This window comes from Hoyosella subflava DQS3-9A1, assembly GCF_000214175.1.
Lineage (GTDB): Bacteria > Actinomycetota > Actinomycetes > Mycobacteriales > Mycobacteriaceae > Hoyosella > Hoyosella subflava.
Map to the genome: position 1 here is coordinate 1,009,579 of NC_015564.1, position 22,810 is coordinate 1,032,388.

The 22,810-nt window shown below is 62.5% G+C and carries 20 protein-coding genes; 8 read left to right on the forward strand and 12 right to left on the reverse strand.

Annotation, left to right across the window (positions count from 1 at the left end; all coding sequences use genetic code 11):
• Positions 1-24: 24 nt before the first annotated feature.
• Both AS9A_RS23790 and AS9A_RS04760 read left to right on the forward strand, forming a co-directional pair.
• The gene (locus AS9A_RS23790) at positions 25-1,254 is read left to right on the forward strand and encodes a cytochrome P450 (protein ID WP_041450873.1); all 1,230 of its coding nucleotides are present in this window, start codon (positions 25-27) and stop codon (positions 1,252-1,254) included.
• On the forward strand, positions 1,251-1,820 hold the full coding sequence (locus tag AS9A_RS04760) for a TetR/AcrR family transcriptional regulator (RefSeq protein WP_013805784.1): 570 nt from the start codon (positions 1,251-1,253) through the stop codon (positions 1,818-1,820). Before AS9A_RS23790 ends, AS9A_RS04760 begins: the two co-directional genes overlap by 4 nt.
• A gap of 24 nt (positions 1,821-1,844) precedes the next feature.
• Here the strand turns inward: AS9A_RS04760 and AS9A_RS04765 are convergent, their stop codons facing one another.
• The 4 genes from AS9A_RS04765 to AS9A_RS04780 form a co-directional block, all read right to left on the reverse strand.
• Entirely contained in the window at positions 1,845-3,008 is a 1,164-nt protein-coding gene (locus tag AS9A_RS04765; protein WP_013805785.1) for a thiolase domain-containing protein, read from the reverse strand.
• Positions 3,005-4,048 (reverse strand): thiolase domain-containing protein, encoded by a 1,044-nt coding sequence (locus tag AS9A_RS04770; protein ID WP_041450874.1) that lies wholly within the window; start codon positions 4,046-4,048, stop codon positions 3,005-3,007. Before AS9A_RS04770 ends, AS9A_RS04765 begins: the two co-directional genes overlap by 4 nt.
• The gene (locus AS9A_RS04775) at positions 4,045-5,034 is read right to left on the reverse strand and encodes a Zn-ribbon domain-containing OB-fold protein (protein ID WP_013805787.1); all 990 of its coding nucleotides are present in this window, start codon (positions 5,032-5,034) and stop codon (positions 4,045-4,047) included. Before AS9A_RS04775 ends, AS9A_RS04770 begins: the two co-directional genes overlap by 4 nt.
• Before the next feature lie 88 nt (positions 5,035-5,122).
• Entirely contained in the window at positions 5,123-6,670 is a 1,548-nt protein-coding gene (locus AS9A_RS04780; protein ID WP_013805788.1) for an alpha/beta fold hydrolase, read from the reverse strand.
• A 198-nt stretch (positions 6,671-6,868) separates the two neighbouring features.
• On the opposite strand from AS9A_RS04780, the gene AS9A_RS04785 reads away from it, so the two are divergent.
• Together AS9A_RS04785 and AS9A_RS04790 are read left to right on the forward strand one after the other, a co-directional pair.
• Positions 6,869-8,212 (forward strand): hypothetical protein, encoded by a 1,344-nt coding sequence (locus AS9A_RS04785; RefSeq protein WP_013805789.1) that lies wholly within the window; start codon positions 6,869-6,871, stop codon positions 8,210-8,212.
• Entirely contained in the window at positions 8,209-9,069 is an 861-nt protein-coding gene (locus tag AS9A_RS04790) for a hypothetical protein (RefSeq protein ID WP_013805790.1), read from the forward strand. The genes AS9A_RS04785 and AS9A_RS04790 overlap by 4 nt, the downstream gene beginning before the upstream one ends.
• Positions 9,070-9,096: 27 nt before the next feature.
• Here the strand turns inward: AS9A_RS04790 and AS9A_RS04795 are convergent, their stop codons facing one another.
• A complete protein-coding gene (locus AS9A_RS04795) occupies positions 9,097-9,915 on the reverse strand; it encodes a crotonase/enoyl-CoA hydratase family protein (protein ID WP_013805791.1) in 819 nt (272 codons plus the stop codon).
• 60 nt (positions 9,916-9,975) lie between these two features.
• Here AS9A_RS04795 and AS9A_RS04800 point away from each other — a divergent pair, with 60 nt between their 5' ends.
• From AS9A_RS04800 to AS9A_RS04815, 4 genes are read left to right on the forward strand one after another with little or no spacing between them, the layout of a single operon-like run.
• A complete protein-coding gene (locus AS9A_RS04800; protein WP_013805792.1) occupies positions 9,976-11,589 on the forward strand; it encodes an acyl-CoA synthetase in 1,614 nt (537 codons plus the stop codon).
• Positions 11,570-12,673: an NAD(P)H-dependent flavin oxidoreductase gene (locus tag AS9A_RS04805; protein WP_013805793.1), complete on the forward strand. Its 1,104-nt coding sequence runs from the start codon at positions 11,570-11,572 to the stop codon at positions 12,671-12,673. The genes AS9A_RS04800 and AS9A_RS04805 overlap by 20 nt, the downstream gene beginning before the upstream one ends.
• Before the next feature lie 8 nt (positions 12,674-12,681).
• Positions 12,682-14,127 carry an aldehyde dehydrogenase gene (locus tag AS9A_RS04810; RefSeq protein ID WP_013805794.1) on the forward strand — a complete coding sequence of 482 codons (1,446 nt, stop codon included), beginning with the start codon at positions 12,682-12,684 and terminating at the stop codon, positions 14,125-14,127.
• Positions 14,128-14,137: 10 nt separating this feature from the next.
• Positions 14,138-14,578: a nuclear transport factor 2 family protein gene (locus tag AS9A_RS04815; RefSeq protein ID WP_013805795.1), complete on the forward strand. Its 441-nt coding sequence runs from the start codon at positions 14,138-14,140 to the stop codon at positions 14,576-14,578.
• A 63-nt stretch (positions 14,579-14,641) separates the two neighbouring features.
• Here AS9A_RS04815 and AS9A_RS04820 read toward each other — a convergent pair whose 3' ends face one another.
• The 7 genes from AS9A_RS04820 to glyA are packed head-to-tail and all read right to left on the reverse strand — an operon-like array spanning position 14,642 to position 22,723.
• Positions 14,642-16,024 carry an L-serine ammonia-lyase gene (locus AS9A_RS04820; protein WP_013805796.1) on the reverse strand — a complete coding sequence of 461 codons (1,383 nt, stop codon included), beginning with the start codon at positions 16,022-16,024 and terminating at the stop codon, positions 14,642-14,644.
• A 4-nt stretch (positions 16,025-16,028) separates the two neighbouring features.
• Positions 16,029-16,442, reverse strand: coding sequence for a glycine cleavage system protein H (locus tag AS9A_RS04825; protein WP_013805797.1), 414 nt, complete (start codon positions 16,440-16,442; stop codon positions 16,029-16,031).
• Positions 16,439-17,029, reverse strand: a complete 591-nt coding sequence (locus AS9A_RS04830) for a sarcosine oxidase subunit gamma (protein WP_013805798.1) — start codon at positions 17,027-17,029, stop codon at positions 16,439-16,441. Before AS9A_RS04830 ends, AS9A_RS04825 begins: the two co-directional genes overlap by 4 nt.
• Entirely contained in the window at positions 17,022-19,877 is a 2,856-nt protein-coding gene (locus tag AS9A_RS04835; protein ID WP_013805799.1) for a 2Fe-2S iron-sulfur cluster-binding protein, read from the reverse strand. The genes AS9A_RS04830 and AS9A_RS04835 overlap by 8 nt, the downstream gene beginning before the upstream one ends.
• Positions 19,874-20,152 carry a sarcosine oxidase subunit delta gene (locus tag AS9A_RS04840; protein WP_013805800.1) on the reverse strand — a complete coding sequence of 93 codons (279 nt, stop codon included), beginning with the start codon at positions 20,150-20,152 and terminating at the stop codon, positions 19,874-19,876. Before AS9A_RS04840 ends, AS9A_RS04835 begins: the two co-directional genes overlap by 4 nt.
• 16 nt (positions 20,153-20,168) lie before the next feature.
• A complete protein-coding gene (locus tag AS9A_RS04845) occupies positions 20,169-21,401 on the reverse strand; it encodes a sarcosine oxidase subunit beta family protein (RefSeq protein WP_013805801.1) in 1,233 nt (410 codons plus the stop codon).
• On the reverse strand, positions 21,398-22,723 hold the full coding sequence (glyA, locus tag AS9A_RS04850; RefSeq protein WP_013805802.1) for a serine hydroxymethyltransferase: 1,326 nt from the start codon (positions 22,721-22,723) through the stop codon (positions 21,398-21,400). Before glyA ends, AS9A_RS04845 begins: the two co-directional genes overlap by 4 nt.
• Between the last annotated feature and the right edge of the window lie 87 nt (positions 22,724-22,810).

Here is a 22,810-nt window from a genome sequence, read left to right on the forward strand (position 1 = left end):
ATCGCAATGTTCTACATTTGAGACATGAGTCAGCATATGTCTCATCCAGTTCGCTTCGACCTGAGGTCGGGAGAATCGTGGCGAGATCCCTGGCCGATGTACGCGGCGCTCCGCGATCACGACCCGATACACCACGTCGTTCCAGAGGGACGCGAAGGCCGCGAAGATATCGACTACTACGTCCTTTCCCGTTTCGTCGACGTCTACGCCGCCGCGCGCGATACGTCGACCTTCTCGTCGGCGGAGGGGATCACGGTCCAGTATGGCGATCTCGACAAACTCGGTCTCGGCGAGCATCGGCCGTTCGTGTTCACCGACCCGCCCGACCACACCGTGTTTCGCCGCCGGGTAGCGCGGGGGTTCACTCCTCGGCAGGTACAGACGATTGCGCCGGCTGTACGGAACTTCGTCGTCGAACGTATTGAGCGACTGCGATCCGCCGGAGAAGGCGATATTGCTGCGGAATTGTTTAAACCTCTTCCGACCATGGTTGTTGCCCATTACCTGGGCGTGCCGGAAGAGGATAGACCGCAGTTCGACGAATGGACGCATGCGATAGTCGGTGCAACCGCTACAGGCGAGAACACCGCCGCCGAGGCTGCGATCGCCGACATGATGCAGTACTGCACAGCACTGATCGAGCGCCGCCGCGTTGAGCCGGGCGATGATACGATCGCCCACCTCGTGGCATCGGGTCTCGGCCAGAAGGGCGATGTCGCTGGCATGCTGTCGATTCTCGGCTTCGCGTTCACGATGATCTCCGGCGGAAACGACACCACGACGGGGAATCTCGGTGGTGCGGTGCAATTGCTGGAGATGTTCCCGGACGAGCGGCGCCGGCTCATCAACGACATGGACCTCATCCCTGATTCCGCTAATGAGTTCCTGCGGCTCACCTCGCCGGTGCAGGGACTGGCGCGCACAGCAACGCGGGACGTCGTTTACGAGAGCGCGACCATACCTGCTGGGCGCCGGGTGCTGCTGCTGTACGCATCAGCGAACCGGGACGAACGAGCATTCGGCCCCGACGCTGGCCAGCTTGACGTGACACGCAAGCCAAAGAACATCCTCACCTTCAGCCAGGGAAGCCATCACTGCCTTGGGGCGGCAGCCGCGCGTATGCAAGCCCAGATCGCACTGGAAGAGCTGCTGGCCCGCTGCCCAAATTTCACAATTGACATCGAGGGCGTCCGCTACGCGGAAGGCAACTACGTGCGCTGGCCCACCAGCGTGCCGTTCCGGGCGGAAGCATGAGCGGTGATTGGCTTGGAGCAGCACGTTCGGCACATGCCGCTGAACGAATCCTCGACGCGGCAGCACGACTCTTCGCTGAGCGTGGTGTTGCAGCCACACAAATGGCCGATATAGCCCAGGAAGCGGGGTGCTCGAGAGCGACGTTGTACCGCTACTTCGACAACCGCCAGGCTGTACGGACCGCATTTGTCCATCGCGAGGCCCGGCGGATCGGTGCAGTGGTGGCCGATGAGGTCAGCGAAATTGCGGATCCGGGGGAGCGGCTTGTCGAGGGGACGCTCACGGCCCTGCGGGCGGTCCGGTCTGATCCGCTGCTGATCGCCTGGTTCCGATCGATCGATGCGGTTCTCAGTGCCGAGATCAGTCAGACATCGGAGGTGATTCAGGCGATGGCCGCCGCGTTCCTGCCGGCAGCAATCGCCCCGGCCGAAGAAAGGGCACAACTGGCCCGGTGGACGACGCGCATTATTGTCTCGCTGCTAACGATGCCAGGGCGGGACGACGCTGATGAACGCGGCATGCTCGAGAAGTTCCTCGCCCCGGCGGTTGCTGGCACACAACCGTAAAACCACCTCGCCGGGAGGGCCGGATCATTCCGGCTTGTCTGCTCCCACCAGCCACATCGCGAAGTACTGTGATCCGCCGCCGTACGCGTGGCCGAGTGCTTTCCGTGCGCCATCGATCTGGTAGTCCCCGGCGCGTCCCATCACTTGTTTGGCGGCTTCGGCGAAGCGCAGCATGCCGGATGCACCGATCGGGTTGGAGCACAACACTCCGCCTGATGGGTTGACGGGCAATTCTCCGCTGCGCTCAGTCGCACCTGCTTCGGTGAGCTTCCAGCCGGGTGTGTCACGCGCGAATCCCAAGTTCTCCAACCACATCGGCTCAAACCACGAGAAAGGAACATAGATCTCAGCCGCATCGACTTCGCGCAGCGGATCGTCAATTCCGGCTGCGCGCCACAGGGCGGCGGCAGCGTCCTTCCCGGCCTGTGGGTTCACTTGGTCACGTCCTGCGAAGGTGGTCGGCTCGGTGCGCATCGCGGTTGCGTGAATCCACGCAACGGTTCCGTCCACAGCAGCGGCCGCCTCTTCGTCACCGATGACCATCGCGCACGCACCGTCAGAGGAAGGGCAGGTTTCGTCGTAACGGATTGGATCCCACAGCATCTGGGATGCCTGAACTGACTCGAGTGTGATGTCGGGCTGGCGCAGATGCGCGTACGGATTGAGGGCACCGTTTCGGCGATCCTTCACTGCGACCATCGCGCCGATGTGCTCGGGTGCGCCGGACCGCTGAATGTAGGCACGCACGTGGGGTGCGAAGTACCCGCCAGCGCCCGCGCCCACCGGCATCGAGAACGGCGGTGCAATTGATAGCCCCCACATCGCATTTGACTCGGATTGCTTCTCGAACGCCACGGCGAGCACTCGGCGGTGTACTCCTGCCATCACCTGGGTCGCGGCGACAATCGATGTGGAACCGCCGACCGAGCCCGCCGTGTGCACTCGAAGCAATGGCTTGCCTACGGCGCCGAGTGCATCGGCTAAGAAAAGTTCCGGCATCATGACGCCCTCAAAGAGGTCCGGTGCCTTGCCTATGACGACTGCGTCGATATCTCTCCACTCGACGTGAGCGTCGGCCATCGCGCGGTCGATAGCCTCACGGATGAGACCAGGCATCGAGACGTCGGTGCGTTTCGTTCGGTGGTGCGTTTGTCCCGTGCCGAGTATTGCCGCTCGACGTGCGCTCATGATTGTGCCTCCATGACGGCGACGAGGTTCTGTTGCAGGAGCGGACCGCTCGTGGCATGCGCGAGTACGCGTGACGCGTCACCTGAATGGACGCGTTTGGCAGCTTCACCGATTCGAATGAGACCGCCCGCGAACATGGGGTTGCCTGCGAGTGGTCCACCAGACGGGTTGATCCGCACGGCGTCGCTGAGTTCCAGTGCCTCGCGCAGGATGAGTTCCTGGTGACTGAACGGCGCGTGTAATTCCGCGATCTCGATGTCGCGGGCACCTGCCGCTGCTGCGGCGGTGCGGGTGGACGGTGAATCAGTGAGATCACGTGCGCCGAGCACGGCGGAGTCGATGCGATGATCGATCCCACTGATGATTGCAGGTCGTTCGATGAGGTCGCGGGCGCGTTCCTCGGTGGTGAGGATCAGTGCAGCAGCGCCGTCTGAGATCGGTGCGACGTCATATGAGTGCAGCGGGTCCGCTATCAGCGGTGCATTGTCAGTTAGCGCGCCAGAGCGCTGCGCGTGAGGATTGCTCGTGGCATCTGCGAGACTGCGTGCGGCAACCGCGGCCATGTCATCCTCGGTCCACCGTCCTGATTCGAGACCCAGCCGGGCTTGCATCGCAGCGAGGCTGATGGAGTCGGGCCAGAGCGGGGCGACGGTGTACGGGTCGAGTTGCAGACTGAGCACGCGGCGCAACTCACCCGCCGACGATTTTCCGAAGCCATACACCAGCGCGGTGTCGGCCTCGCCGGTGAGAATCTTGATCCATGCCTCATAGACAGCCCACGCCGCATCACATTCGACGTGTGATTCGTTGATCGGCGGGAAAGCGCCGATAGCGTCAACCGCTGCGATGAAAGAGAACGCTCGCCCTGCAAGGTAATCGGACGAACCTGAGCACCAGAAGTCGATGTCGGCTTTTGTCAGCCCCGTCTGCGCGAAAATCTCCGAAAGTACAGGAACCAGCATCTCCACGCCGTTCGTAGTGCCTTGCGTCGAGCGGACACTGGGGGATTGGGCGAAACCAACGACAGCTGCGTTTCTCATAGGTGCCTCGCAAAGGTCTCGATGGGAGCGTCACGCTCGCCGGTCGGCGTGAAGTAGTCGATGTTGCTGAGGGAGGTCTGCCATTCTGCTTTGGGGCGCCACACTGCGCGGACGCGCATTCCCATGCGGACGTCGGCGGAATCACACCCACGCACCAGGTGCAGAAATGCGATGTCCGCGCCATCGAGAAGGACATACGCCACCACGTAAGGCGGTGTTATGCGCTGCCCCAAGAACGGCACATTGACTATGCAGAACGTGGTGACGATGCCAGTATCGGGCAGCTCAACTTCAGTGGTGGTAGGTACACCATCGACGGGGCATGCACCGCGCGGCGGGATGTACACCTGGCCACACTCGGCGCAGCGCTGTCCGATCAGTTTGCCGTCGGCGAGAGCACGCAAGTAGCGGCTTTCTTCCGCGGAGACGGTGTGATCGTAGGCGAGCTGGATCGGCGTGATGATCGTGGTTACCCGGTCCTCGTCATCACGTTTTGATTCTGGAGGTGGCGGCGCTTGGGGCGCTGCTGCACTGGTTCCGGGATCAGTGGGCACGAAGTACGCGATGTCCCGGATGTGCCCGGTGGGTGCCTCCGCCCACTGCACTTGGACGCGCATTCCGGTACGGATGTCGCTGGGCGACGGCACGTTCACCGCGTGGAGCAGTCCGGCGTCGGCACCGTCGAGCCGGATGAGCGCCCAGGCGAAGGGTTGCTGGATTGGCTGACCCTCGACTGGCTTCGGGCACCAGGACCAGGTAAGGACTGTTCCTTCGGTACCCACTTCGACGAACTCGGTGAGCGGTTCGGCCGTCACGGGATCGTATTCAACGGGGGGCACATGCACTCGGCCATCGCTGCCCTTGATTCCGAGAATCTGCCGCTGTGCGAGCGCAGTCATGAATCGGGACAGGACAGGCCCGAGCGATCGGGTGTAGTCGAATCCGATATTGAGTGGTGCGCTGAGCGGTGCTACATCAGTCGTCACAGAGATAGTGCAACACGTTCTCGTTCGATAGGCAACAGTCTGTGCTTATCTTTTGGAAAGAATATGCAACGCGTTCTAGTTGGGCGAACTATCGCTGACCTTCGATTCGTACCATCGCGTCGTGGAAAACCTCAGGCTGCTCGAAAAGTGGCCGATGCCCAGACGTGTCGAAGAGGAGCACCTCTTTGTGTGGCGCCTGCACCATGTCAAACCACTCCTCTGCCAACTCGGCGCGGCCGCGAGCCTCGAAGCGGCCCTGCATCAAGTACACCGGAATATCGAGTTTCAGCGCATCGACTCGCAGATCGATTTCCTGTAGTTGGGGGTACAAGATACTGGCGACGTCCATAAATGCACCGAGCGCGTGAATCTGCTCCAGCAGCGTGTACTCCCGCACGAAGAGGTTCTCCGAAAACTGTCCGGCGCCTTCGGAGTTGACGCTGTGATCGTACGGATACACATCGGGTGTCTCATGTGTCAGCACTGGCTCGTAGTCGCTCATCCGCTCGTAGGGTGGAGGGCCGATCGCGGTGAGCTCCTCGATGACTTCCCGGTTCCCACTGGCCCGGGCCCAGGCAAGAGTGTCGAGGTAGGTAATCTGGTCGGTCTCAGCCGGGCTGACCATCTGACCCACGCCGATATACGCCGTGAAAAGGTCTGGGCGCTGTTGGGCCGCGCGCACACCGACGAGTGACCCGTACGATTGGCCGACGAGGTATATCGAATCCGTGCCGAAACGCTCGCGAAGGTAGCTGGCCAGGTCGATGACGTCGCTCACCCCACGGTCGAAAGTGAGCGTGGATGCCGGATCTAGTTCTGCATACGACTTTCCGGTGCCACGCTGGTCGAGAGTGACAACAGTGAAGTCGTGTTCGAGCGCAGACAGGTGCCGCCGCATCGCCCCGAGTTCGGAGCCGCCAGGCCCGCCAGCGACGAACATCAGGATTGGGTTGCGGACGTCATGTCCGCGGATCATGACACCGAGTTCGCGGCCATCGAGCGTCACGGTGGTGAGTTCCGCGATGCTGCCGGGCAGTGCGGTCCCGTCCGCGTCGACGATCGGGTCAGTGCCCGCGGGCCGCGCAACACCCAGGGCGAGAGCAATCAGCGTGAGGGTGAGCAGTGCCGTCAGAGTGCGTCGGCTGTAAAGCCCAATTCGTTGTGTGAACCGCCGTGGCGCCGCAAGTTCGCGCTTATGGCGGCGGGCGTAGGCGGCGCCAAAGATCGCGCCAAGGATGAGGGGTGCGACCGCCAGGAGACCGTGAATCCCGCGGCCGGTCACGAACGCTATCCATCCCAGCTGGGTGTCCAGTCGAACGGCGTCGACTGTCGGCCCTGTGATCGGCATCCGGGTGACCTCAAGCGCCGCGATGAAAACGACTGGGACGAACACAATGGCCCAACGGGACCGAACGGCTGCCCCGGCGATGACGCCGATTGCCAGCGCGAGCGCCATCGTTGTCAATGCTTCACCCGTAGTGACCGGACCCCGTGGGGTGAAAATCCCCGAAACGACACCGAACAGAACTGGCATTGTGACCGCGATGAGCACGGCGAGTCCGCGATTCCCGGCGGGTGGCGCTGATGCCGCAGGTGTCCTCGCATGGCAACTGTCGATCTGCGCGACTGGTGGCATGATGGCTCCCTGGGCAGCGGCTATCTGATTGCCTCTCAAGCGTGCGTCGCGCCCGATGTCTGCGGGCATGGGCTTAAGTCCCCAAGTCCCCGGCCGAAAGACCTCAGGAGTCAATGCGTGTGGCTGAGGACTTTCGGCGGCCTAGTCCGGGTCGTTAGGCTCTGAGGCAGGCAGGATGGGGCCTGTCACTGTGATGGCATGCAGCGCGCGATGGCTCTCAACCCGCGCGGCAATGGTCCCCCGCAGGGAAGCCGCGACCAGCAGCAGTCCATGCGACTTTTCGGCTATGTCCGCGATCGCGAATGGACACCAATCATTGGCTACGTGTTCTACGTCAGCGCGTTGGCTGCTGGGTACTACTACAACCTCACCTTTGTCCAGTTAGGCATCGTCGACCTGGGAACGAGAATTGTCGGAATGCCGCGGGGCGCGGTGGCGGTTGCGATGGCCGGTCTCGCACTGTGCGCGCTCGTAACGGCCCTGATCACCGGGGCCGTCTTGGATCGCCGCGGGTGGAGCGCTGACCTGCACGTCAAGATCCGATTCTTGCTCGCGGTGATCTCAGCCCAGCTCGTTGTCACGCTGTGCGTTCCGCTCGTACAGTCGCCGACTGCGCTTCACGTGTGGGTGCTCATTTGCGCACTGCCGCTTGGCGTGGGGATTCCCGTGATGTTCAGCATGATGAGCGATCTGATCCCGGTGCGTGACCGTGGCTATGTTGCGGCCACTGTTGCGGGGCTTGCCTTTTTCGCTGCCGCGCTGTATCCGTTTGACTGGCGTGTCGAGGAGTTCGCCCTCGTCGTTGCTGCAGGGATGGCTCCAGCTGTCCTGGTGCTTGCCGTCGTTTCGTCGAACAAGTTCCGCTTCGTCGATCGCCTTGCGAAGCAACATGCGGAGTTCGGTCCTGGGCGGTTCTGCCGGGGGGCTCCGAACAGTCACCGGGCTCTCGTTTTCTGGGCGTTGGTTGCCCTCATGTTCACCGTATTCTTCATCGATAGCTTGGGGTTCTTGCGCATTATCGAATCGCCGGGCCTCATGGCGGCGTCATGGCAGTCGCCGGAGTTCAGCGTGAGACTGTTCATTGCCGTGACACACGTGGCGGGGGCGTTCGCGGCTGGTGTTCTCTACACGAACTTCGGACAACGCTGGCTTTTCCTCTGGGTCTTCGGCCTTTTCGCGTTTACCCATCTGCTGTACACGTTCTATCTACGCGGCGGCGAATACAGCATTCCGCCTCTGGTGCTGCCTATGTTCTACGTCCTTGCCGTCAGCTTCTACACAACACTCAACTTCGCTTTGTGGCCTGACCACTCAACCCCCACCACCCTGGGGATGCGTACAGCGATCGGGGTGGGGGTCGCGGGCTGGCTTGCCACCTTCTTGAGTACGGCGCTCGCGCTCTACTCGGACGAAGCAGAGGTTTCTCTGCTGGAGCATCTGAACTACGTCAATGCGCTAGCGCTGTTCCTGCTCTTTGCGCTGCCTGTGGGGTTATACGCCCAGAAACTGCTCGCTCTCTACCGACGCGGAGGCTTGGCGTGAACCTCGACATCATTCCACTGTTGCTAGTTTCGCTTTTCTTGATTTCATCGGGTGGCGGCGTGCAGACCACTGAAGTCGTTCTCAGCGGCGAGCACACCATGGCAGCGCGGGAGGGCGGGCTGGTCATCGGCGATGCACATGTGGTTGTGCCCCCTGACGCCACGATTGAGGGGCCGGTCCACGTGCTGGGCGGCGAAACCTTGATTACTGGCACTGTTGACGGAGATGTTGTGGTGGTGGGCGGCAGCCTTGTCGTGGGGGCCGGCGGCGCTATCGCCGGTACGTTGCAGGAAATCGGCGGGCGAGTTCTGGTATCTGAAGCCGCCAGCGTGGCAGAGCGCAGCAGTTTTCAAATCGCGCCTGCGGAACCGTCTTTGGCGGAGCGGATCATTCCCATCGCCCTGCTTGCGATCATCCTCTCGCTAGCCGGAGTGTGGCTTGTATGCCGTGGTCAGCGGAGCCTCGACAATGTGCGGCTGGCTATCGAGCGGCACCCGGTCATCAGCTTCACCGTTGGTTTGCTGCTCGCACTCACGTCAGTCACGCTCTTCGCCTTCATGGCCTTCACTTTGGTGCTGCTTCCCGTCAGCCTGCTTGGCCTTGCGATCGGGTTACTCGTGCTTGCCTACGGGATGGTGGCGATTGGGATGGGCGTCGGCAGGCGTCTGCCGATCAAGAACCAGCAGCTGGCAGTCGTGGCGGGAATTGTCACGGTCGTCGTGGTGGCTCAGCTCGCCGCGCTGGTTCCAGTCGTGGGAAGCCTGACCGTGATGGCTGTGATGCTGTCGGGAGTCGGCGCTGTCGTTGTCACCTTCTTCGGGCTGCGAGAATTCACCCCAGTGCGTCTTCCCGATTGACACCCGGATCGGGCAAGCCGACTGCACTCACTGCCCCCGGAAGACTGGTCGACGCTTTTCCGTGAATGCCCGGGGCCCCTCCTTCGCATCTTCGCTGAGGAAGACCTTGACCCCGATCTTTGACTCGATCTTGAATGCCTCTTCTTCTGGCATTGCCTCTGTCTCGCGCATGGTCTGGAGAATCGCGCGGACGGCGAGTGGCCCGTTGGCGCAGATCTGATCGGCTATCTCGAGCGCTTTTTCGAGCGCTGAACCATCAGGGACGACATGGCCAATCAGTCCAATTTCTTTCGCCTCGGCCGCGGTGATGTGGCGGCCTGTGAGTAGCAGATCAGCTGCGACGGTGTAGGGGATCTGGCGGGGGAGGCGCACAGCGGACCCGCCCATGGGAAACAGGCTCCATTTCACCTCGGAGATCCCGAACTTCGCGCTTTGACCGGCGACGCGAATGTCGGTGCCCTGCAAGATCTCGGTACCCCCCGCGATGGCAGGGCCCTCGACTGCCGCGATCAGGGGTTTGGTTAGTCGGCGGCCTTTCAGGAGTCCGGGAATGGCCGAGGGGTCCCAGCCGCCACCTGACATCGCTTTGCCGGGATTGTTCTGGCTCATGTTTTTGAGGTCCGCCCCTGCGCAAAACGCACCGCCTGCACCCGTGAGAATGCTGCAGCGGATCTCAGAATCCGAGTCCACGGTGTCCCACGCTTCGGTCATGATGGACAGCATTTCACCGGTCAGGGCGTTGCGTGCGTGTGGCCGGTTCAGGGTGACAATCAGTGTGCCGCCGCGCCGTTCGATCAGCGCGTGCGGTTCAGTTTTGGTATCGGTCCCAGTGCCAGGATCCACCATTTTGCAACCTCCTGTGTGATAACCATTGCTCAAAACGATAACATGTTCTAGTTTGATACAATGGCACTGAACATCGCTGATCTGTTGGAGCACGCTGTCGATGCCGTGCCAGACCGCACGGCACTAATCTGTGGCGACCGTCAAGTGACCTTCGCGGAACTAGACGAGCGAGCCAACCGCCTTGCCCACCATCTCGCGGCAGCCGGGATAGGCAAAGGCGATCACGTCGGAATCTACTCACGGAACTCGATCGAGGCACTCGAATCGATGATCGCCGTGTACAAGATCAGAGCAGTCGCAATCAACGTCAACTATCGATACGTGGCGCGCGAGCTGCATTACCTATTCGACAACGCAGACCTGGTCGCACTTATACACGAGCGAAGTTTCGCAGACCTCGTGGCCGAGGTCCTTCCGGAAGTCCCCGCCCTCCGGCACGTGGTAGTCGTCGAAGACGGTTCTGACAAGGACTACTCCACCTACGGCGGTGTGTCTTACGAAGAAGCTCTCGCGGCACAGTCTCCTGAACGTGGCTTCGGGGAGCGCAGTGCTGATGACCTCTACGTCGTATACACAGGTGGAACGACCGGCTATCCCAAAGGGGTGATGTGGCGTCACGAAGACGTGTGGCGTGCCCTCGGCGGTGGCATCAACTTCATGACGGGCGAATACGTTCCGGACGAGTGGACGATGGCTAATGACGCAAAGACCAATCCCGGCCTCGTCCGGCTCACCATGTCACCGCTCATCCACGGTGCGGCCCAGTGGGCAGCGTTTGGCGCGCTATTCACAGGAAGTCCCGTCGTCCTCGTCACCCGCGCCGACGCCCACGAGGTGTGGCAGGCAATCGAGAAACACAAAGTTCAGGTACTGACTATCGTTGGCGACGCGATGGCCCGCCCGCTGCTCAGCGCCTATGCGGAGCGAACCTACGACGCGTCCTCACTCCTCGCGGTAACGAGCCACGCGGCGCTGTTCTCGCAGTCGGTGAAAGAGCAGTTCCTCGCGACCTTCCCGAACATTGTTCTCACCGACGCAATCGGCTCATCGGAAAGCGGCTTCACCGGCATTGGCATGGTCAGCAAAGACGGCGACTACTCCCAGGGGCCCAAGGTCAACTTCACGAAACAAGCCGTCCTCATCGACGACGACGGCAACCTCGTCGAACCGAAACCGGGCGCGGTCGGGCGCATGGCGCGAACCGCGCACGTGCCGCTCGGCTATTACAAGGACGAGAAGAAGTCAAAGACGATCTTCGCGGAGATCGACGGCAAGCGTTACGTCATCCCTGGCGATTACGCGCGTTACGAAGAGGACGGCTCTGTCACTCTCCTAGGGCGCGGATCGGGGTGCATCAACACCGGTGGCGAGAAGGTCTTCCCGGAAGAGGTGGAAGGTGCGCTGAAGTCTCACCCTGACGTGTTTGACGCGCTGGTCATCGGCACCCCCGACGAGCGGTTCGGGCAGCGCGTGAGTGCGGTAGTCCAACTGCGGGACGATGCCAGCATCGATGTCAGTGAACTCGACGCGCATCTGCGGACCAAGGTTGCCGCGTACAAGGTTCCGCGCAGCTACTGGTTCGTCCCAGAAGTGCATAGGCAGCCGAGCGGTAAACCTGACTACCCGTGGGCGAAAGCCTACGTGGAGGAGAATGATGCATACGCGACTGTGTGAACTTCTCGGCATCGACTATCCGATCGTCGCGTTTACCCCTTCCGAGCACGTCGCCGCGGCGGTCACGCGAGCTGGCGGTCTCGGGGTATTGGGGTGTGTCCGATTCAACGAGGCCAGCGCGCTCGACGAAACCCTCGATTGGATGGACGCCAACACTGACGGAAAACCGTACGGCGTGGACGTGGTGATGCCGTCAAAGATTCCCGAGGAAGGCACCAAAGGCGAACTGAGCAATCACATCCCGCCTGAGCATCGTGAGTTTGTCGCCCGCACCTTGCGTGAGCTCGGAGTGCCGGAAACGAAGGCCAACGACGAGACGGGCGGCGTGCTCGGCTGGCTGCATTCCATCGCGCGCTCCCACGTTGACGTCTCGCTCAAGCACAGGGTGTCCCTGATCGCGAACGCTCTCGGCTCACCACCGAGCGATGTGATCGAACAGGCACATTCGCACGGCGTCAAAGTCGCGGCGCTGGCAGGCAAGGCAGTGCACGCCCGCAGCCACGTCGACAATGGAGTCGACATCGTTGTGGCACAAGGATACGAAGCTGGTGGCCACACGGGTGAGATCGCGTCGATGGTGCTTCTCCCGGAAGTCGTTGACCAGGTGGGGCACGATGTTCCCGTGCTTGCCGCTGGGGGCATCGGCTCGGGAAGGCAAGTGGCGGCGGCACTGGCTCTTGGCGCGTGCGGCGTCTGGATGGGCTCATACTGGCTGACAACTACTGAGTACCTGGAGTCAATGAACAACTCGTCGACAATGCAGGAAGCGCTCGTTGCAGCAACCTCGTCGGACACCGTGCGCTCCCGGATCTACTCAGGCAAACCCGCGCGGCTGCTCAAAACGCGCTGGACCGACGCATGGCAGCAGCCAGGCGCGCCGACGCCGCTACCGATGCCGCTGCAAAACCTGCTCGTTTCCGAAGCGCACCAGCGCATAGCAGCGTCCCATGATCCAACGGTCGTGGCGATGCCAGTCGGCCAGATTGTGGGCCGCATGAACGCCGTACGGCCCGTCGCGGAACTGATGTCAGAACTCGTTTCGGAGTACGGCGACGCCGTTGACCGACTGCAGAAAACCAGGTGAGGAAACTCATGCGCGAATACAAAGAGTTGTACATTGGCGGCAGCTGGGCAGCACCGTCACACGACAGATTTGTCGATGTCGTCTCTCCGCACAGCCAAGAGGTCGTCGGGACTGCGCCTGAGGGGACGCCAGATGACGTAGACCGCGCGGTTGCCGCAGCACGGCACGCCTTCGACCACGGCCCGTGGCCAACTATGGACCCCAAAGAGCGGCTCGCTGCCGTACAGCGGATCGCCGACGCATACAACGCGAGGCAGGCAGAACTTTCAGAACTCATCAGCACTGAAATGGGTGCGCCCCTGTGGTTCTCGCAAGTAGGTCAAGTGGGAGCGACGTCGATGGCGCTCGCTGCTTTCCTCAACTTTGGGGCGCAATATCCGTGGGAGGAGCGGCGCACTGGCTTCTTCGGTCAGGACGTCGTGGTTCGCCGTGAACCCGCCGGTGTCGCTGGGATGATCACCCCGTGGAATGTCCCACACTTCACCACGATCTCTAAGCTGATTCCAGCGTTGCTCGCGGGGTGCACCGTTGTGCTGAAACCTTCCGAGGAAGTACCTCTTTCGGTGCTTGCGCTCGCGGAGATCATCGACGAGGCAGGTCTTCCGGAAGGGGTTGTCAGCATCATTCCCGCCGGGCGTGACACTGGCGAGCACCTTGTCCGGCATCCTGGCGTCGACAAGATTTCGTTCACGGGTTCGCCGACTGCCGGCAAGCGAATCGCGTCGCTCTGCGGCCAAGATCTCCGCCGTGTGACCCTCGAACTCGGCGCGAAGTCCGCAGCCATCATTCTGGACGATGCGGACCTCGCGATGACGATCGAACGGCTGCCCCTCGCATCCTTACTGAACAGTGGGCAAGCCTGTATCGCGCAAACCCGGATCCTCGCGTCCCGGCAGCGGTACGACGAAGTCGTTGATGCGGTCACAACGATGGTCAACGGTCTACCCGTGGGTGACCCGCTCGACGCGGCAAACTATATCGGGCCGATGGTGTCGCAGCGGCAGCAGCAGCGCGTCGACGGCTACATCACCCTTGGCCAGGAAGAAGGCGCGCGTCTCGTCACCGGCGGCAACGGAATGCCCGACGGGCTCGACCGGGGCTGGTACGTGCGCCCCACAGTGTTCGCCGATGTGGACAACCGGATGCGCATCGCGCAGGAAGAGATCTTCGGACCGGTTCTCGCGGTGATTCCTTACGACGATGAAGCCGACGCTATCCGTATTGCGAACGACTCCGCGTACGGGCTTGGCGGTTCCGTATGGACTTCCGACGTCGAGCACGGTGTTGATGTCGCCCGGAAGATCCGCACCGGCACCCTGGGCATCAACCAGTATCTCCTCGACTTCAATTCGCCGTTCGGCGGGTACAAGTCGAGCGGGTTCGGGCGGGAATTCGGGCCTGAAGGGATCGAGCCGTATATCGAGTACAAGTCGATCGCGCTTCCGCTCGGGTGAGGGAATCGCTGTGACAGTGAAGGTGAGCTGGGACGAGGACGCGACACAACCGCCGGCGCGGGTTGCCGCCCTGCGGTCAATGCGTGCCGTGGACGCTGGCGAGAAAGCCGAGTGGCTGGGCCTCTTTTCCGACGAGGCGGTGCTCGAAGATCCCGTTGGTCCTTCAGGATTCGATCCCGAAGGCAACGGACACCACGGCCACGACGGATTGGCGGCCTTCTGGGACAACGCGATCGCGAAAGTCGACCGGTTCGACTTCACGATGCGTGACTCGCATGCCGCCGGGAACGAGGTGGCCAACGTCGGCACCATCACCTCGTACCTGCCCGGCGGCTACCGCGTCGACACCGATCTGATCACGGTGTACAAAGTCGACGACCACGGCAAAATCGTATCGATGCGCGCTTTCTGGGAGGTGCAGCGCGCAGCGGCAACTGCCAGGCAAGTGTAGGAAGACCGGTCAATTCCACCACCCCCATGTACTTATCCCTGCGAGGGTAGGGAAGGAGTCGCCTCAGCACTCGACATGGTTCACGGCGACACTGATTGCTAACCCGCCCTGTGACGTCTCCTTGTACTTCGAGAGCATGTCCGCACCGGTGGCGCGCATGGTTTCGATGACCTGATCGAGACTGACGCGGTGCGTTCCATCGCCTCGCAGCGCCATACGGGCGGCGTTGATGGCTTTGCCGGCCGAGATCGCGTTGCGTTCGATGCAGGGAATCTGGACAAGTCCAGCGATCGGGTCGCATGTCAGCCCCAGGCTGTGTTCCATCGCAATCTCAGCGGCGTTCTCCACCTGGCGCGGTGAGCCGCCGAGAACCTCCGCGAGGCCTGCCGCTGCCATCGACGCAGCAGAACCGACCTCGCCCTGGCAGCCGACTTCAGCACCGGAAATTGAAGCGCGCTCCTTGTATAGCGAACCGATCGCGCCTGCGGTCAGCAGGAAGCGTATGGCGGTGTCGTCGGCGTCAGCCCTGCCCGCCGGTGTATATCTGACGGCATAATGCAGGACTGCGGGAACGATACCGGCAGCTCCGTTGGTCGGAGCCGTCACGATGCGACCGCCCGATGCATTCTCCTCATTGACCGCGAGCGCCACAAGATTCACCCAGTCCTCAGCGAATTCGGGTGTGCGGTGCGGGTCTTCCGCATTGAGTTTCAAGAACCAATCGCGTGCTCGGCGCCGCACGCCCAATGGGCCCGGCAGCACCCCGGTCCGCGATATTCCGTTCTGCTCACATTCGGTCATTACGTCCCGGATGTGCAGAAGCCGACTGTAAACCTCGTGACCAGAACGGATTTCGCACTCGAATCGCAACATCAGTTCACTGATTGCGCACTCGTGCTGGTCGACGAGATCGATGAGTTCTTTCGAGGAACCGAATGAGAACGCGGAAGCCCGCCGCGGTGCTGGATCTGCCGCTTCAGCCTCGGTGACGACGAAACCGCCGCCAATCGAGAAGTAGGTCTCGCTGTGCAGGACGGTGTTGTCCGCAGCGTATGCGGCGAGCGTCATGCCATTGGGATGAAAGGGCAGCGCGGTGTGCGGGTGCAGGGTGATGTCCTCCTCGGACAGCTTGATCTCCTGGCCGCCACCGAACTTGATGTACCCGGTGCTGCGAATGGCGTTGATTCGCTCCTCGAGGTGCTCTGTCGTGATGGTCTCTGGCTGGTTGCCCTCGAGTCCGAGGAGTACCGCCGACATTGTGCCGTGGCCCTTCCCCGTGGCGGCGAGCGAACCGTAGAGGTCTGCCTGGACGTCCGCGACCTCAGCGAAAGTGCCTTGGTCGTGGAGTGTCTCGATGAACCTCGCGGCCGCCCGCATGGGCCCGACGGTGTGTGAACTCGACGGGCCAATACCGACCGAGAAAAGATCGAAGACGCTAACAGTCATGGGATCACCCCTCACGGAGTTTGTGCGCGTATTGGGCGGGTGTGAGGAGGCCTTCGCCTGAGGATGCAGGGGAGGGGAGGATGGCGAAGAGCCAGCCTTTGTAGAACGGGTCGTCAGCGATGAGCTGAGGGTTGTCGACCACGTCGGGGTTGGTGATGGTGACTCGCCCGGATATGGGCGATCGCACCGTCAGGGCGGGGTGCGACGACATCCACAGTCGGGCACAGGGGGCACCAGCGCGGATGGTGTCGCTGACTGGCGGGAGTTCGATTCTTAGAATCTCACCCGCGTTGGCCAGTGCGATGTCCGTGACCCCCACGCGAAGTGGATAGTCCGCGAACCGTCCACCAGGAGCGAGCGCGAGCCAGCTGTGCCCTGCGCTGTAGTGGCGGTCAGTCGGAATCAGGTGTGCTTTCATGGCGTGTCCGTAAATTCGGCAGCCGCATCGAGCAGCCAGTCCGCGAGGTACCGTGCGAACGAGGAGCGTACGAGAATCCGGTAATCGGTGCCGGTGCCGTCCATCGCCATGAGAATGACGCCCGCCTCGCCGAGCGCGGTCTGCGCAGCGGAGCCCAGTGCAAACACCTGGGGGTGCAGGTCGAGCGAACACCCTTTCGTCAGGATGTCGAGCGTGTGGGGGCCTCTCAAGCGCAATGTTGTTCGCTGGCCTGACACGTCGGTCGCGCTTCCGCCGTGTGCCGCCACGGCGGACCGCAATTCCTGTTCTTGCGCCACTGGCGACGCGGATGCGGAGGTGACGAGCCACTCTTCTGGCCCCACCCAAATGACGGCCGAATCGCTGTGCGTGGCATACGTACACGGAGTGACGGGGAGATCCACGCCGAGAACTTTCGCCGCGGCCGCACCACCCGGCCCTGACGGATCGACCCACAGCGTGGTCATCGTCGTGAAGGGCTCTTCAGTGATGTCCACGGACGGTGCGAGCTGAGCGAAACGCTCGCGCCAGGACTGCAGCGGACTGCGCGGTGTAAGTACATCAGCCATCGCGGCGCGCTCCTTCCGGATCGACAAGAACAGAACTGGTGATTTCGACGGCGACGAGTTGTCCGTCGAGGGGGACGTGCACCACCTCGCCGAGGCGAGACTTGCCGGCCTTGACGAGCGCGAGGCCGAACGGTTTGCCGAGCGCGACGCTGTGATAGCTGGACGTCACATGCCCGAGCATCGGTACCGGTGGTGGCGGGAGCGCCCCGTCAGCCATGTGCTCGACTACTTGCGCCCCTTCGGGGATGAAAGTCAGCCCGTCGACCGGAACCACGCCGACGAGCTGTTTGCGCAGCGGGTTCTGGTTCTCAGGGCGTGCGAACGAGCGCTTCCCGACGAAGTCACGCTTCTTCTTCGACACCACCCAATTCATGCCGAGATCCTGGGGAGTGACGGTCCCGTCGGTGTCTTGCCCGACGATGGGGTATCCCTTTTCAGCGCGCAGCACGTGCATCGTCTCCGTGCCGTACGGCGTGATGCCATACCGCTCGCCGGCGGCGATGAAGGTTTCCCACAGTGCCAGGGCATACCAGCTGCTGACATTGACTTCGAACGCGAGTTCGCCGGAAAAGCTGATGCGTGCCACCCGGACGGGAATACCGCCGAACGTCGTGTCGCGCCAGGCCATGAACGGGAAGTTCTCGTTGGACACGTCGAGATCGGGAAAGAGGTCTCCGACAAGTGCCCGCGACTTCGGGCCGACCACCGGGAACGTAGCCCACTGCTCGGTGACCGACGTCAATCGAACGCGCAGGTGCGGCCACTCGGTCTGCAGCCATTCCTCCATCCAGTCGAGGATCTTCGCTGCACCTCCTGTGGTCGTGAAGACCTGGAAGCGATCGTCAGCGAGACGCATCACCGTGCCATCGTCGATGACCATGCCGTCTACGCCGCACATCACGCCGTAGCGGACCATGCCCACCTTGAGGGTGCTCATCATGTTCGTGTACAGGAGGTCTAGCAGCGTGCCGGAATCTGGCCCTTGGACATCAATTTTGCCCAGTGTCGATCCGTCGAGAATGCCGACATTCTTTCGCGCTGCGGCACACTCGCGAAGCACAGCCTCATGCATGTCTTCCCCAGCCTGCGGGTAGTAGCGCGGGCGTTTCCACTGTCCGACGTCTTCGAAGACCGCGCCGTGGGCGACGTGCCAGTCGTGCACGGCTGTCTCGCGTTCCGGGTCGAACAGGCTGCCGCGGCTACGGCCGGCGAGCGCGGCGAACGCGACCGGCGTGTACGGCGGGCGGAACGTCGTGGTACCTAGCTCCTGGATCGGCCGGCCGAGCAAGTCGGCGGTGATACCGGAGGCAATGATCCCCGAGGTTTTGCCCTGGTCGTGTGCGGTGCCGATCGTCGTGTAGCGCTTGATGTGCTCGACGGAGTGCAGTCCCGCACCCACTGCGCGTGCCAGGTCGGCCACAGTGGCGTCCCGTTGCAGGTCGACGAACTGAGTGTCTTCGTGAGCGGGATCAGGTACTCGCCACAGCACGAGAGGTGTGCCGGAAACGTCGGCAGACGACGCTGAACCGACCGCCTGCAGTCCAACCGTGAAATTGAGCGTGGTGAGAGCGGCTGTCGCTGCAGCCTGCCCCTGGCGAAGGCACGCACCGAGCGTGAACACACCATTCGCCGATCCCGCGACAGCAAGCCCGGGGAGCTCCCCATCAGGCACGAAGGCTCCGAGTGTCTCATCGAAACGCAGTGCACCGCGAACCTGGCTGAAGAGATGGACTGCGGGATTCCAGCCACCGCTGACCAGCAGCACGTCGCACGCGATCGGAGCCTTGCGCTCCGCAGACGCTCGATCGGCAATGAGCGCGTGGGTGATGCGCTCTTGCCCCAGCGTGCCGGTCACCACGGAGCCTGCCTGAACGGCAATCCCGCGCTTCGCGCATTCGTTCTGCCACTTCTTGGGCGCCTCGTCGCGAGCTTCGATGACAGCTCCGATGGTGACGCCCGCATCGTGGAGGTCGATCGCTGCCGCGTAGGCGCTGTCGTTGGTCGTGAACACAACGGCCTTCCGTCCGACAGTGACGCCGTAGCGGTGCAGGAACGTTCGCGCGCTATCCGCAAGCATGATGCCGGGACGATCGTTGTCGCTGAATACGATCGGGCGCTCATGCGCGCCGGTCGCAACGATGATCTGACGGGCGCGGATACGCCACACGCGCTGACGGCTCTGCGCGGCGGGTGCAGTGAAGCCGAGGTGGTCAGTTCGGCGCTCGACCGCGAGGACGAAGCCGTCGTCGTAGTTGCCGAATGCGGTGGTGCGCTGAAGGTGCAGCACCTCGGGGTAGGTAGCCAATTCAGCTGTTGCGGAACGCACCCACTCGAGCGCTGGCCTGCCGTCGATGAATTCGGGAGAGCCCAGCAGAGAGCCGCCCGGTTCGCTCTGCTCGTCGACGAGCACGACACGCGCGCCCGACCGGGCGGCAGTCAATGCGGCCGCGAGCCCGGCGGGACCGGCACCGACGATGAGTACGTCAGCGTGCGCGTGCTTGCTGTCATACCGTGCTGAGTCTGGTACCTCGGCGAGGCGTCCCTGGCCGGGGATTCCGCGCGCAACCAGACCGTCGTAGAGCTCGACTGTGGTCGCCAGCAGCATCGGCTCAGGGAAAGGCTCTTCGATCTGAATGAGCCCGCCCGTATCTTCTGCCCATGCGGCGGTGATACCGCGGGGACGGCCGAGCTTAATGCTGCTGGTGATGTGGTGAATGCCGTGGGAGAGCAGCGCTGACGCGACTGTGTCACCGGGATGGCCGGTGAGTTCCTGGCCATTGAAGGTGAAGGTGTAGTGGGTGTGGCGGTCGATTCGGCCGCTCTCGGTGGTGCGGAATGGTGCGTTCACGGTATCGCCGGCCTTTGCTCGTCGAGTCGGTAGACCTGGTGGAATTTGTAGGTCGTGGTGTCGCGGATTGCGTTGAACCAGCGTCGGCACCCAGTGCTGTGGTACCAGCGTTCGGCGAACGGACCTTTGGGGTTGGCGCGGAAGAATACGAAGTGCGCCCATTCCTCGTCGGTGAGCGTCTCGGGCTCGTCGGGGTAGGGCAGGTGTGCTTCCCCGCCGTAGTGGAACTCAGTTTCTTCCCGGGCGCCGCACCACGGGCACGTGATGAGTTGCATGTCTGCTCCTTGTACGTCAGTGGGCGACCGCAGCGGCGCCATGCTCGTCTACGAGCGCGCCGGTGACGAATCTGTCGAGGCTGAACGGGGCGATGTACGGATGAGGCTCGTCATTGGCGATCGTGTCGGCGAAGCACCAGCCGAGGCCGGGTGTCGCCTTAAATCCTCCAGTGCCCCAGCCACAGTCGAGGTACACGTTGTCGTAAGGCGTGCGCCCGACAATTGGTGAGGCGTCTGGGCAGACATCGACAATTCCGGCCCATGTGCGCAGCAGATGCGCGCGGGCGAACGCGGGGAACAGTTCGACCGCGGCGGCCATCTGGCGTTCGATGATGTGGAATGCGCCGCGCTGCCCGTACCCGTTGTACGAATCGATGCCCGCCCCCATTACGAGTTCGCCCTTGTGTGCCTGCGAGACGTACACGTGGACGTGGTTCGACATCACAACCGTGGGGTGGACTGGTTCGAGGAGTTCCGACACGAGCGCCTGCAGTGGGTGACTCTGCAGCGGTGTGCGGAAACCGAGCATGTCCGTCAGCGTGGACGTGTGCCCGGCTGCGCACAGCGCGACCTGTCCAGCCGCAATATCACCACGGGTGGTGCGGACACCGACGACCTTGTTGTCTTTCCGGATGAAGCCGGTGACGGCACAGTTCTGGATGATATCGATGCCGGCTTCGTCGGCCCGTCGCGCGAAGCCCCACGCCACATAGTCGTGTTTGGCGATCCCCGCGCGTGGCTGATAGGTCGCACCGAGGACGGGGTACCGGATATCGCTGGAGGTGTTGACGACCGGGCAGAGCTTCTTCACCTCGTCGGGGCCGACCCATTGCGCGTCGATTCCGTTGAGCTTGTTGGCCTCAACGCGCCGGACGCTGTCGCGAACGTCCTGCAGGGTGTGCGCGAGGTTGAGCACTCCACGCTGGCTGAAAAGAATGGGGTAGCCGAGGTCTTCTTCGAGGCCTTCCCACAGCTTGAGGGAATGCTCGTAGATGCCTGCGCTCTCGTCCCACAGGTAGTTGGAACGGATAATTGTCGTGTTGCGGGCCATGTTCCCGCCCGCAAGCCAGCCTTTTTCGAGGACTGCGACGTTGGTGATGCCGTGGTTCTTCGCGAGGTAGTGGGCGGTTGCCAGGCCGTGCCCGCCGCCACCGATAATGACGACGTCGTATGCCTTCTTGGGTTCAGGATTCCGCCACAGGAATTCTGGATGGTCTGGCAGGTGGGCGCCGGGGGGCTGGGACGTCATCGGGCTGCCTCCGTGAGATCAGGGTAGAGCGGGAACTGGGCTGCGAGAGTGCTGACACGTTCTCGGAGACCGTCGAGGGCGGCAGAGTCCGTGTCCGGCCGCAGCGCGATGCTGAGGATGTCGGCTACTTCGGTGAACGCTTGGCGGGTGAATCCGCGGGTCGCGAGCGCTGGCGTGCCGATGCGAACTCCGGAACTCACCATCGGTGGTCGGGGATCGAAGGGAACGGCGTTGCGGTTGACGGTGATCCCTACGTGGTGCAGGCGGTCCTCGGCCTGCTTGCCGTCCAGTTCGGATGTTCGCAGGTCGACCAGGACGAGGTGCACGTCGGTTCCGCCGCTGACCACATTGATTCCCGCTGCGCGCGAGTCGTCTGCCAGCAGTCGTTCCGCGATGATTGCCGCACCGTCGAGTGTGCGCTGCTGGCGCTCCTGAAACTCAGGCTCGGCGGCGAGCTTGAAGGCGACGGCCTTTGCCGCGATGACGTGTTCGAGTGGGCCGCCCTGCTGGCCGGGAAAAACTGACGAGTTGAACTTCTTGGCCAGGTCTTTGTCGTTTGTGAGGATGAAGCCGCCCCGCGGTCCGCCGAGCGTCTTGTGCGTGGTGGACGTGACGACATGGGCGTGGGGAACAGGGGAGGGATGAAGGCCTGCTGCGACGAGTCCAGCGAAGTGTGCCATGTCGACCATCAGGTATGCGCCGACCTCGTCGGCGATCCGGCGGAAGGCCGCGAAATCGAGCTGGCGAGGGTAAGCGGACCAGCCGGCGAGGATCAGCTTCGGGCGATGCTCGCGGGCGAGGCGCTCCACCTCATCCATGTCGACGACGTGGTCGTCTTCGCGAACGTGGTATGCGGCGACGTTGTAGAGCTTTCCGGAGAAGTTGAGCTTCATCCCGTGGGTCAGGTGGCCGCCGTGGGCGAGTGCCAGGCCGAGGATCGCATCTCCGGGCTCGAGAAGCGCCGACATCGCGGCAGCGTTGGCCTGGGCGCCAGAGTGTGGCTGAACGTTCGCGTACTCGGCGCCGAAGAGTGACTTCAGGCGGTCGATGGCAAGCTGCTCGATGACATCGACGTGCTCACACCCACCGTAGTAACGGCGCCCGGGGTAACCCTCGGCGTACTTGTTGGTAAGTACTGATCCTTGCGCCTGCATGACTGCGAAAGGCGCGAAGTTCTCACTGGCGATCATCTCGAGCGTCTCCTGCTGTCTGCGCAACTCAGCCGAGATCGCCTGATGAACATCAGGATCTAGCGTGGCAAGCGGATAGCTCAGGGTGGGGTTGGAGATCGCGTTGGTGAGTTCGTCGGTCTGCACAGTCATTTGGTTGCCCCTCTGAAGGATCAGAAACAGATATACTGATATATCAACGTTGTTGTAGAGTAAGGTTAGTGCGAGAGTTAGGTCAAG

Bases quoted from the DNA above. Each gene is read 5' to 3' on its own strand.
- glyA (WP_013805802.1), bottom strand. From the start codon at position 22,723: ATGACTGTGCAGACCGACGAACTCACCAACGCGATCTCCAACCCCACC.
- AS9A_RS04800 (WP_013805792.1), top strand. From the start codon at position 9,976: ATGGCACTGAACATCGCTGATCTGTTGGAGCACGCTGTCGATGCCGTG.
- AS9A_RS04805 (WP_013805793.1), top strand. From the start codon at position 11,570: ATGCATACGCGACTGTGTGAACTTCTCGGCATCGACTATCCGATCGTC.
- AS9A_RS04760 (WP_013805784.1), top strand. From the start codon at position 1,251: ATGAGCGGTGATTGGCTTGGAGCAGCACGTTCGGCACATGCCGCTGAA.
- AS9A_RS04820 (WP_013805796.1), bottom strand. From the start codon at position 16,024: ATGACTGTTAGCGTCTTCGATCTTTTCTCGGTCGGTATTGGCCCGTCG.
- AS9A_RS04765 (WP_013805785.1), bottom strand. From the start codon at position 3,008: ATGAGCGCACGTCGAGCGGCAATACTCGGCACGGGACAAACGCACCAC.
- AS9A_RS04795 (WP_013805791.1), bottom strand. From the start codon at position 9,915: ATGGTGGATCCTGGCACTGGGACCGATACCAAAACTGAACCGCACGCG.
- AS9A_RS04785 (WP_013805789.1), top strand. From the start codon at position 6,869: ATGCAGCGCGCGATGGCTCTCAACCCGCGCGGCAATGGTCCCCCGCAG.
- AS9A_RS04770 (WP_041450874.1), bottom strand. From the start codon at position 4,048: ATGAGAAACGCAGCTGTCGTTGGTTTCGCCCAATCCCCCAGTGTCCGC.
- AS9A_RS04825 (WP_013805797.1), bottom strand. From the start codon at position 16,442: ATGAAAGCACACCTGATTCCGACTGACCGCCACTACAGCGCAGGGCAC.
- AS9A_RS23790 (WP_041450873.1), top strand. From the start codon at position 25: ATGAGTCAGCATATGTCTCATCCAGTTCGCTTCGACCTGAGGTCGGGA.
- AS9A_RS04840 (WP_013805800.1), bottom strand. From the start codon at position 20,152: ATGCAACTCATCACGTGCCCGTGGTGCGGCGCCCGGGAAGAAACTGAG.
- AS9A_RS04780 (WP_013805788.1), bottom strand. From the start codon at position 6,670: ATGCCACCAGTCGCGCAGATCGACAGTTGCCATGCGAGGACACCTGCG.
- AS9A_RS04845 (WP_013805801.1), bottom strand. From the start codon at position 21,401: ATGACGTCCCAGCCCCCCGGCGCCCACCTGCCAGACCATCCAGAATTC.
- AS9A_RS04830 (WP_013805798.1), bottom strand. From the start codon at position 17,029: ATGGCTGATGTACTTACACCGCGCAGTCCGCTGCAGTCCTGGCGCGAG.
- AS9A_RS04810 (WP_013805794.1), top strand. From the start codon at position 12,682: ATGCGCGAATACAAAGAGTTGTACATTGGCGGCAGCTGGGCAGCACCG.